We start from the raw sequence: 10,313 nt of genomic DNA, 5'->3' as shown, positions 1-10,313 counted from the left end.
ACTTTCTAATACAGGGGTTTGGAGAAAAATCGGGCGTTTCCACCAGATACTCCACGGTGGGCGAACTTTAATTACAACCCCCTCTAGTAGCCGTGAAGCAAGTCATAATTAGCTAGCTAGACAGGAAAAATTTTGCAGGGATTGCCAAGTGGTTCTCAAGCAGGCGTGTAGAAGCTGAAATTTTCCACTATATGCACAAATAATGAGCGCGGAAAAATGCTGGAAGTTTAAGCGGTCGGAACCCACCAGCTGATGGGCTCCGACCGCCTAGCCACCTAGGTCGGCGGGAAGAAGTCAATTGGATAGAGAATGGTGATTGTCGGCACTCCGGCCTTCTCACCAAAGTTAAACCGTTTGACCCTGGCCACAATTTTTGTGTTCAGTGACGGTGAATCCACATCACTGGAATCTACACTAACGGCTGAAACCGATCCGTTGGGCTCAATAGTAATCTTCAACACCATCTTACCCTGTAGTGCGGGGTTGTTGCGCAACTCGCGATTGTAGATGCGGTACAAGGTGGCCTTGTAGCGGTCGAAAACAATCTGGATCTCCTCGTCTGTCCGCGACGGACCCGCTCCATCGCTAAGTGGACGATCCTCACCGGCAAAGTCACCTTCAGTACCGATAGCGCTTTCCACTCGTGCAAAAGCAATACCGCCGAGGTCCGAACCCGATCCGCCGACATTGCGACTCAGCTCCGCCGTATTGATACCGCCACTACCCGCAGTCGATGCCGCAGTGATCAGTGAGCGCTGACTACGATTTTCCTTCTTACCGGCTGTGCTCAGCTGAGTTTGCTGACCGAGACGGTTATCCAGATCATCCTGGATCAAGTCCTGGAAGTTATCCTTAAAGGCGAGAACACCAGAGCGCTCAGCTTTTTTGCGCGCCTGCTTTTTCTCTGCCTTGGAGGGTTTTGGATCCTGCTTGGCCATTTTTTGCTCAGGCTTCTTCTCCGGCTTTTTCTCCTCCTTCTTGGGCTTGGCTTTCTCCGGCTCCGGTGGTGGCTTGGGCTTGGTTTTCTTCTCAATAACCAGCTTGGCCAGGCGCTCGGGAATCTCCACTATTTGGGTCTCAGGCTGGGGCACCGTATACAGGGGAATCAAGTAGCCCAATAGTGCGGCGAAAAACAGCGAGATAAAAACACAGCGGCGAAAACGCTTTTCGTCCTCGCCCTGCTTGTGCCACGGCATCACCATAGGGCGGAAGCTGGGCTGTTCGAATTCCCGCGTTATCTCGAACTCGAACTTTGATTCTTCCTCCTCACGGCGCAGTTCATCTGCGCGCTCATCCAGCGCAAAGATCTCTTCGTGACACTCGGCAATGCTACCCTGTAAAGCACTGCGCTCCCCGCGCAACTGCTCCAGGTGCTGATTGAAACTGCGCGTCGAGTGGCCGATCCTCTCAATAACTTGCGCAGAGGCATTCTCCCGATAATCTTCCGCCCAGAACATTTCTCCCGCGCCCGCTTCTTCAAGCTTGCGCAAGCGTTCAGAGATCTCGTCGAGCAACTGATACTTGGACCCCTGGTCCTGCAATTCAGCCAGCTTCTCTTCGATCCGGTGCCGCTCATCCTCGAGCAGCTGCATGCGATGGCGAACCGCTTCAAGCGCCTCGCCTACCGCCTGCTGTTGTTGAAGAAAATTACTCACAAACTTCCATTAACCCTGAGATGCTTTCTGAATAACCGCCAGTGAAACTTTGGTATAGCCAGCGTCTGTACAGCTGGACATCACCTTTTTCAGCAAACTGAACGGAATGCCTCTGTCCGCAAGAATATTGACCTCCGGTGGTTCTGGGTCCTGCCCACCCTCCGCTGCGCCCTCGGCCATATCTGCCGAGCCCACGCCAATTGCCTTGGCCAGCTCCGCCACCATGGCATCCTTGATGGCCGCAATAATGATCTCCTCACTCTCCAACACCTCTGCGGTGGCAATCACCGAGTTGGACTCCACCAGGATTTCATCATTGGTCACCATCAGGGTTACGGTTTCCCGGGGTTTGGTTTCCACAACGGAATCCGGCAAGGTAATCACCTTGGGGGGCTCCAGCGCTTCGTTGCTGGAGGTATTGGTCAGCAGGAAAAATACCAGGATCGTAAAAACATCCATCAGGGAGGTCAGGTTCATGCCTGAGGTTTTCTTGCGCTTATGGCTGCGCGCCATACGCTTCATGCGTCGGCTTTCATTTCTCACGGCGCATCTCCTATGGAAATATCAGGAAACAAAATCACCTTTTCCACGGCGTCTGGATCACTGGGATCACTCCCGGCAACCCGCACCTCAGCCCCGCGCACGCTATCCATAATGCCCACTAAATGCTCATAGGCGATGGTCGGCTCCATCAAGATGATAGAGTCGGTTTTATCTGGATAACTGGCCTTAACTTCCAATAAAAACTGCGTGAGCTTCTTGAGGTCGTACACTTCTGCTGTGGGCAGTACCGCGAGGGTCTCAGTCTGCTCAGCATCTGCGGCGAGGGGCGCCGGGGCACCCTCACCCTCTACTCCAACAGTCAGATTGGGGAAGCGCGCAATAACCTTCTCACCATCACTGATTTCCAGGGCCTGCTCGCGCACAACGACCTCTACAGTCACCGTGGGATCATCCGGCGCACCGCCGCCGGCACCACTCGGCATATTCAATTCGAGAATTGTCACCCGCGAAAATACCGCCGATACCAAGAGGAAAGGCACCAATACCACCATCAAATTCAAGAAGGCAGTGATATCCAGCTCAGGAGCTTCTTTATCCCGCCCGTGGCGCCGCCTTCTCATTACGCAGTTTCCGTTTGCTGTGCTACTGAATTGGTTTTTGCTGGCGCTGCTTTTTCACTGGAAGGCTTGGATTTTGTCGGCTCTACCTCAAAGCGGCGACGGGTTGCGCCATCAATCAGGTTGGACGCTTTTACTGAAACCATCTCCAAGCTGTCGATAATTTCACCGGTAAGCGAGTTCAGCAGTGCGTGGACGATCAGTAGCGGAATACCGGTCATCAGGCCGAAAGCGGTCGTGTTCATCGCCACAGAAATACTGGCGGAGAGCAGGTCTGCCTTTTCTGCCGGGTTGGCATTAGCCACTGCCGTAAAGGCTTCGATTAGACCCATAATGGTTCCCAGCAGCCCCAGCAAGGTGGCAATATTGGAGAACAAAGCCACGTAGGGGGTGCGCTTTTCCAACTGCGGAGTGATTTCCATCATGCTCTCCTCCATCGCGATTTCGATATCTTCACGACGGCGAACAGCCCCCTGTCGGGCCAATCCCATAGACAGCAATTTGCCCACACTGGACTCATCTTCTTTTACCATCTCGCGGGCGCGATCGAAGTCGCCTGAAGACAGTACCGGCTGTAACTTGTCCCACATATTGCGATTGCTGCGGCGCTCTAAATGCAGGCGAATAAAACGTTCGATAGCCACAGCACCACCCAGTGCCGCAACCACGAGAATCGGGTACATAAAAGTACCGCCCGTCTGGAAAAACTCGATGACGTTATTGAAAAAGCCCATTACAAACCCTCTTGAGAAATACTGCTAAAACTTGGCGCAGCTCCGGCGAACACCGGAGCCAAAATGGCGTTAATCGCCAGACAGGCTGAGCTGGTAGAACTCCAGCTCTCGCATGAAAACTTCCTTGTCGAGCGGTTTGAGTTTGTCATCCATCAAACTGGAGACAAGATCGCTTTCGACACCCACTTCGGAACTTTTCCAGGGGACAATATACAGGGATTTGGGCGCTTCCTTATTACCGATAATAGAAATGCCCGATAACTCCTTAATCTTTGCATCCACTTTTTTAGTAGTGGAGTCCTTTTCTTCCTCGCCTTCGGACTGGGCCAAAGCGCAGGGAAAAGCCATAAAACTGACCACAAATAGTAGAGCCCAGCGCAACTTACTCACTTACCAGCCCTCCGCTTAAGATCAGCCAACCAGATAGTGACATCCCGGTCCTCTGGTTCCAATTGTACATATTGTTCGAATTGTGCCAGAGCGCACTGAAGATCTTGCAGATAGAGATCACACAATATGCCCAGGTTTTTTATCAGCGGTCGATATTCTGGGTTTTCTGCCAAGGCATTCACATATATTTTTCGCGCTTCGGCAAAGCGTCCCTGCTTGCGGTAGAGAACCGCCAGCTCATTCGTTGCGACCGGATGCTTTTCATCCAGTGCCAGCGCCTGTAAAAAAGCAGCTTCCGCTTTTGCTTCATCGCCACTTTTGTAATGGGCAATACCAAGATTGATATAGGGGGCCGGCAGGCGCTGCTCGCGCTCTACCACTGACTGCAACAGCTCAATAGCTCTCGCATAATCCCGCTCGGCAAGGTATTCCAACGAGCGCTCAAAGTCCCGACTCACACTGCCCGACACCCGTACCGACGAGTAATCCGAGATTTTCCCCGAGCGGGTTTGAGTGCTGGCACAAGCCGCTAACAGCACCGCAAACACCACTAGAAAAACAATACGCATTTGTTTTTGCATAACTTCCCACTCCAAAACTGACAAATGCCCGCTACTACTGACCGGAGACAGCCTCTCCCGCTGCGGGCAATTCCGGCGCCGGCGGCAGGGGTACAATACTCTGGAGATACTCACCCGCCTGCTCTGTTCGCGCATAGCGCGCGGGCATTAGACCGGCAAGCTTACCGATACTTTTCTCAATCCATGGGTTGTAGATACCCACACCGAGCAATTCGACATTCTTCTGGTGAACCGAAATCGCTTTTTCCTCGAACGGATAAATCTGATCCTCCAGTGCCAACTCATACTCTTCCAACTCCAGGGCATTCAGGTTAGTCGGGCGCTCGGAGTCCTTTAGGGCTACGCTAAAGTTGAGGTAGATTTCAGCCAGGTAAAAAGTTGCCGCCGCAGTAACATCGGCCACCTGATAATCAATCAGGTTGGTAAATGCGCGAGTTGCTGCCTTCATACGCTTGCGCTTGAGGTTGAGGCTTTTCTCGATAGGTGCAACCAGGTCCACCTGCGTGAAAGCTTCAAAGCTGGGTTCTGCCAACAGTAAAGCGGCATTACCCGCGAGGTAGCGGGTGCGGTCACTGCGCTGTGAACCCCCTCGGGATTCCACTTTCACTAACGCGCGCAACTCACCCATATAGCGCTTTTGATCCCCGGATGCCTTGTAGATATCGGCAATTTTCTGCCGGGTTTCCAGCGCCGGCTCCATGGGCTCGGGGAAGTAATCCACATAGCGACGCAACACAGACAACGCTTTAGCGCTATCCTCTGCCGCTGTATACAGGTCGGCCGCCTGAGTTAGGGCTTCACGGCGGATTTCATCGTCTTCAGACTCCCGCTCAATCCGCTCAAACTCCGCCGCCGCCAGTAGCAGCTCACCGCTCTCCTGATAAACCACGGCCAACTTCTTGGTGACATCTTTCGCCAGTTGGTGCTCGGGGAAATAATTGCGGAAGTTATTTAATACGGTAGCCGCCTGGGCCCAATCTTTAAGCACAATCAGTGATGCGGCCGCATCGTACTCTGCCGTAGCCAAAATGGAGGCACCCGGTGCCGCACCGCGAATACGCAGGAAATGAGTGGCTGCCGTAGCATGATCCTCCTGCTTGCGCGCCATATCGCCCTGCTGGTAAATGGACGCGGCCAGATTATCTACCAGGGCCACCCGATCTGCGGCATTCTGCGCTGTCAGTGCCAAAGTCTCGCCGTAGGCAATTTCTGCATCGGCAAAGGCTGCGGTATCAAAGGAGGCATGCGCTACCAGCATCCAGGCCGAGCGCCGGATCTCCTGCTCCGCAGCGGGGAATTGCTCCAGCAGTGAGCGGCCATTGGCGATCGTCGGGGTGTAGTCTTTTAGTCCGTAGAGATCCTCTACCGCGCCGAGCATGATTTGTGGAGCCTTGCCATGTTCGGGGAAGGTAGCCGCAAATGTCAGCGATGAACGGATGATCTCCCGCAAAAGCGGTGCCCGCTGCTCATCCGCTGCCCCCTTTAAGTTATTGGCCAGATGTTCGCGGTAAGCATAAACCGCAGCGTAACCGGCCTCACTGGAATCCTTGTGCGCGGGATACTCATAAGCGGTGCGCTCATACTCCAGCGCCGCACCGTGGAAATCCCGATTTTCCAGCATCAAGCCGGCAAGCTGGTAATTGATTTCTGGCGCGCGCTCCGTTTCACGGAAGGAGTCCAGATAGCTGCGATACCAGTGAATCGCCTCGCGATAATTTTCTGCTTTTTTATCTTTCAGCTTCTTGTTCTGGTAGGCCGCATGATAGTGCCCGGCGAGGTCGATCAGGTTGGTCTGCAGGAAGGCAACTACCTCGCCGTATTCATTGATATCAAATACCGTCCAGTAGTCGGCATTCAGCGCATAGGTGGTGGCGAAATCCTTCTTCGCCTCAAGCACCAGCTTGGGGAAACCGCCCTTACTGTAAATCTCAATAACCCGGATAGAGAAGTCCGCAGAGACCCTGTGCAACTGGTTTCGATCAACAAAGGCAATATAGGATTTTGCCGCATCCTGATAGCGGCGCTTTTCCAAGTAGTACTCACCCAGGTGGCTGTAAACCCGGAATTCGTAATCTCTATTGCCCTTGCGGGAGAAGTAATCGACAACTGAATCCGGACCCTCCAGGTAAGAAAAGCTCAAACTCACTACGCGGAAAGTATCGTCAATATGCTTGCGTTCACCCTTATTGGTTTGCTGGTCAAAGTCATAACCTTGGGAGACCTTGTAATCCAACATGGCGATATAGTCATCCAGGGCCATTTCATACATATCCTGCTTAAACAGCGCCCAACCCCGTTTATACAGGGCGAGTTCGTAAAAGCTGGATATCACCCCAATATCGATAACTTTGCCGTAGGCGTCCTCCGCATCGAGAAACTTTTTGCGGGTAAAATAGTATTCACCCAGCCGGAACCAGGATTCATCAATATGTCGTGAGTCCGGGTAGTTAGCCACCAGCTGGCGCAGCACATCCACCGCCGCATCAATTTCGCCGGCCTCTTCATAAGCGCGGGACAACTGATACATCACCTGGTCGTTGCGGTGATACAGGGGATACTTTTGCAGTAATTTAATATAGAGATCAATGGCCTCGCGGGCATTGGCTGACATCATCGCCTCAGAATCGACACCCGGCGCTTCCAACGGGGTCTCATCGGCGGCAATTTCGATACTGCCACTGGCGCGGGTTTCAAATTCCTCATCGGACTCAGTGGCAAGCGAATCTTCCGCTCTTGCAACTACCGGCTCCGCCTTAGCCACGGGCGCTACTGGTGCTGTTGCCTCGGGCGCATCCAGGGTATTTTCAGGCTTGGCTTCCGACGCATCGACAGCAACCACCGCTCCGCTGCCCGCTGCTGTGCCGACAAGGTTATCGAGCTCTGCATCTTCAGCGCGGTGCGCCTGCTTGATTTTCAAATCCGCAATCCGCCGCATCGCCTCAGGGGTCAGCTTGGATTCAGGTGTTTTCTGTAGGTACTTCTGATAACTGGCCAACGCTTTTTCCAGGCTGCCATCAATATGCTCTTCCTTGATTTCCACTTCGACATTCTGAAGACTGCCGATAGTCTTACCGCTGTTTCCCGCACAGCCTCCCAGCAGCAAAAGTGCCGAAAAAAGCCCAGTAATAACGGCAAACGATTTACCCGTTTGAGGTTTGAACCCGGGCAACTTGCTCATGAGTCACCTCCCGCTGCGGATTCTTCTTCCTCCGCCGGAACTATCTCCGGTGGGTTATCTCCAGGGATAGTCTCTTCCAGCTGAGCCTTGTGTTGCTCCACTTTCAACTCATCTTCACGCTGCTCCTGAAGCTCATTAGCGCGGTCGTAGCTGTCGGCCAAGGCGAAGCGGGCTTTGATTTGGTAGCTTTCCAATTGGGCGCGGCGGCGCTCCAGCTCTGCAATTGCCAGGGTCTCAAGCATAGTGCCCTGGCGGGCCATCAGGGTTTTCAAGCGCCGCTGGGTCTGCTGGATACGGGCGCGCAAACGGGTAATACTCCGATCGTATCCGGTATAGCTGTGAGTCGCTGCCTGGCGGCTGCGCACAAAGGCATCGTAAACGGACTGAAGCCCTTCAATTGCTTCGTTCAACTCCGCCAGGTGTTTATAGGCCTCGGTCAGGCGCTGGTCGTACTCAAAAGAAAGGCGCAAGTCCAGCACCCCCTTGAGTCGCTGAACACGAGCCAAGGTATTAGCGGTAAAACCCTGGGGATGTTCAGCCATTTTGCGGCTAATCTCCACGAGCTGTAATCGCGCTTCCTGCTCTGCCGCCGTTGCCAGGTACTCTGGACGGCGGGAGATCAGCATCTGCTCTATTCGTTTGACAAACTGGTCCCGCTGCTCAACCCGCAACTTGATACGGGCATCAAGTTCGCGAAATTGGCGGTCCAATTCCGGCAATAGGGGTTCGTAGTAATCCCGGCGGATACGGATAATATTTTCGTAGGCTGTCAGGTTCTTTAGCCACTCTTCATTGCGCTCATATAAGTCGTTGAGGTCGCGATAGTTACGCAAAAATTCCTGATAGTCATTGGAGGCCATCAGGTCGAGTAGATAGTGGGTTTCAGGTGCTTCCGGCAGGTTGCGCAGTGCAACCACCCAGTTGTGTACCTGGGTGGCCTCTTTACGGCGCAGTGCCTCAAGGAATTTGCCTTTGCGGATACTGTGAATGGACTGGGTCAGGGTATCAATTTCATGCCCAAAGACATCCATGGCACGGCCGTAGTTAATGGCTGCGGTACTGTGAATATCCAATTTGCCGTAGGCATAGGGCACCGCCAACATCACTTCTTGCACAGATTCATTGGTATGCTTGCGGTCTTGCAGTAGCTTCCAGGGCACCAGTGCCCGGTCATAGCGACCCGCACGGGCCTCTACCCAACCAGCGCCCAGCAGCGCTCTGTTTGAAAAGGGGCCATCGAGATTGACGCGATCAAAAAAGGGGCGCGCCCTATCCAACTCGCCCAGCTCCATCAAATGAGAGCCCAGCAAAAGATTGGTTTTATCGTACAGAGCCTGTAAGGCGGCCTCTGAACTTCGCTTTCTTCCCAGCGCGGTCAACTCGAGAACACCGCGCTCCTCTTCCCCCGCCTTCAGTTGGGCGATTCCCAAGTTGAAAGCGACAAAGCCCTCAAGGGACTCTTCACCCTTAAGATCCTGCAACAGTTCCACCGCTTCCTCAAAACGGCCGAGTTGCATATAAACGCGCGCACGCAAAAACTGCTCATCGGCACGCACTCGCTCTGGAACCCGGCCCTCGATCATTTCCAGGGCGTGCAAAGCGTTGCGCGGCTGCTGTTTGTGATAGTGGATTTTTGCCAGTCGATAAGCGGCTTCGTTGCGCACCGGCTGGGAGACATTGCCCTTCAGCACCGCCTCGAGAGCCCGCCCGGCCTCCCGGTGCATACGATAGGACAGCTCCAGATCGCCCACGGAAAACTCAGCTTGCCCCAAGTGCGCACTGAAAGGATCGAGCTCAGGTTGGTCTAAGCGGTGGTATTGGGCAAGTTCTGTATCCAGGGCCACGATTGCATCGAAATAACTTTCCTGGTGAGCATGGAACATGGCCGCACCAAAAAAGAGATCCTCAAGTTCCGCCGGCTCTTCAGTCGCGGCTTTAACGGGCAGTGCCGCCAGAGAGCAAAAGGATAGAGCACCGAGCATTACCCTGAGTTGACAGGGCAGCCCTTTTACCAGGAAGCTGAGCATGATTACCAGTCCTTGAAGTTAATCGTGGACTCGGTGCCCAGAACCTTAATCTCGACAAATTTGGGGCCTACGGCTTTCTCTACGGTGTAGGAAGCGCTCGCCCGATACTCTTTTCCAGATGGGGTTTTGCCAATAAAGCTAACTTCTAGAGGATGTCCGCCTACCTGCACATTGCCCGTGTATATTTTTTGTACGCCGCCTTTTTGCAGAGATTCGATTTCCCGGTAGGTATAGAGGTGGTGGGCAACAATTTTGCCATTCAATGTGACTTCGACGGATTCCAGTTCGAAGGGCTTTTTATCGGCGACTGAGACAAACAGTGCTACCTGGGTATTTGAGGGAAATAGCAGCTTCTCCTCCAACTGTGCCAATTCAGCGGTAAGATCGATTACATCTTTCTTAACATCCTGGATCTGCTCATCCAGACCGCGAATATCCTCTCTGTTAACACTCTGAGCATGCCCGGCACTGGCCAACAGAAAGAAAAGTGCTATCTGAAGAATTCTGAACATGCGACCTACCTCCAACCCAAAACTATCCATCCCTGCCAGATGACCTGAAGCAGGATCACAATAAACCCAGGCACACCGAGGCCTTGAGCTGCGGCATTGTATTGAATAGCGGCCT

At 53.4% G+C, this 10,313-nt stretch carries 9 protein-coding genes; all 9 read right to left on the bottom strand.

Annotated elements, in window-relative coordinates:
• Window positions 1-275: 275 nt before the first annotated feature.
• The 9 genes from ACJJIK_RS01110 to ACJJIK_RS01070 all read right to left on the bottom strand — a co-directional run bounded on the left by ACJJIK_RS01110 (window position 276) and on the right by ACJJIK_RS01070 (window position 10,198).
• Window positions 276-1,655, bottom strand: a complete 1,380-nt coding sequence (locus ACJJIK_RS01110; protein ID WP_444943929.1) for an AgmX/PglI C-terminal domain-containing protein — start codon at window positions 1,653-1,655, stop codon at window positions 276-278.
• Window positions 1,656-1,664: 9 nt separating this feature from the next.
• A complete protein-coding gene (locus tag ACJJIK_RS01105; RefSeq protein WP_444931596.1) occupies window positions 1,665-2,198 on the bottom strand; it encodes an ExbD/TolR family protein in 534 nt (177 codons plus the stop codon).
• Entirely contained in the window at window positions 2,195-2,779 is a 585-nt protein-coding gene (locus ACJJIK_RS01100; protein ID WP_444931597.1) for an ExbD/TolR family protein, read from the bottom strand. The genes ACJJIK_RS01105 and ACJJIK_RS01100 overlap by 4 nt, the downstream gene beginning before the upstream one ends.
• Window positions 2,779-3,510 (bottom strand): MotA/TolQ/ExbB proton channel family protein, encoded by a 732-nt coding sequence (locus ACJJIK_RS01095; protein ID WP_444943928.1) that lies wholly within the window; start codon window positions 3,508-3,510, stop codon window positions 2,779-2,781. Before ACJJIK_RS01095 ends, ACJJIK_RS01100 begins: the two co-directional genes overlap by 1 nt.
• A gap of 69 nt (window positions 3,511-3,579) precedes the next feature.
• On the bottom strand, window positions 3,580-3,900 hold the full coding sequence (locus ACJJIK_RS01090) for a hypothetical protein (protein ID WP_444931599.1): 321 nt from the start codon (window positions 3,898-3,900) through the stop codon (window positions 3,580-3,582).
• Complete coding sequence (locus tag ACJJIK_RS01085; protein WP_444943927.1) at window positions 3,897-4,481, bottom strand: tetratricopeptide repeat protein; 585 nt, start codon at window positions 4,479-4,481, stop codon at window positions 3,897-3,899. The genes ACJJIK_RS01090 and ACJJIK_RS01085 overlap by 4 nt, the downstream gene beginning before the upstream one ends.
• A 34-nt stretch (window positions 4,482-4,515) precedes the next feature.
• Window positions 4,516-7,659 carry a tetratricopeptide repeat protein gene (locus tag ACJJIK_RS01080; protein ID WP_444943926.1) on the bottom strand — a complete coding sequence of 1,048 codons (3,144 nt, stop codon included), beginning with the start codon at window positions 7,657-7,659 and terminating at the stop codon, window positions 4,516-4,518.
• A complete protein-coding gene (locus ACJJIK_RS01075; protein WP_444931602.1) occupies window positions 7,656-9,686 on the bottom strand; it encodes a tetratricopeptide repeat protein in 2,031 nt (676 codons plus the stop codon). The genes ACJJIK_RS01080 and ACJJIK_RS01075 overlap by 4 nt, the downstream gene beginning before the upstream one ends.
• 2 nt (window positions 9,687-9,688) lie before the next feature.
• Window positions 9,689-10,198, bottom strand: a complete 510-nt coding sequence (locus ACJJIK_RS01070) for a hypothetical protein (protein ID WP_444943925.1) — start codon at window positions 10,196-10,198, stop codon at window positions 9,689-9,691.
• Between the last annotated feature and the right edge of the window lie 115 nt (window positions 10,199-10,313).

The organism is Microbulbifer regidiadema (SeqCode) (genome assembly GCF_052466995.1).
Note: the sequence above shows the minus strand (reverse complement) of the source record. Positions and strands in the feature narration are given on the sequence as shown.

Bases quoted from the DNA above. Each gene is read 5' to 3' on its own strand.
- ACJJIK_RS01100 (WP_444931597.1), bottom strand. From the start codon at position 2,779: ATGAGAAGGCGGCGCCACGGGCGGGATAAAGAAGCTCCTGAGCTGGAT.
- ACJJIK_RS01095 (WP_444943928.1), bottom strand. From the start codon at position 3,510: ATGGGCTTTTTCAATAACGTCATCGAGTTTTTCCAGACGGGCGGTACT.
- ACJJIK_RS01085 (WP_444943927.1), bottom strand. From the start codon at position 4,481: ATGCAAAAACAAATGCGTATTGTTTTTCTAGTGGTGTTTGCGGTGCTG.
- ACJJIK_RS01080 (WP_444943926.1), bottom strand. From the start codon at position 7,659: ATGAGCAAGTTGCCCGGGTTCAAACCTCAAACGGGTAAATCGTTTGCC.
- ACJJIK_RS01075 (WP_444931602.1), bottom strand. From the start codon at position 9,686: ATGCTCAGCTTCCTGGTAAAAGGGCTGCCCTGTCAACTCAGGGTAATG.
- ACJJIK_RS01070 (WP_444943925.1), bottom strand. From the start codon at position 10,198: ATGTTCAGAATTCTTCAGATAGCACTTTTCTTTCTGTTGGCCAGTGCC.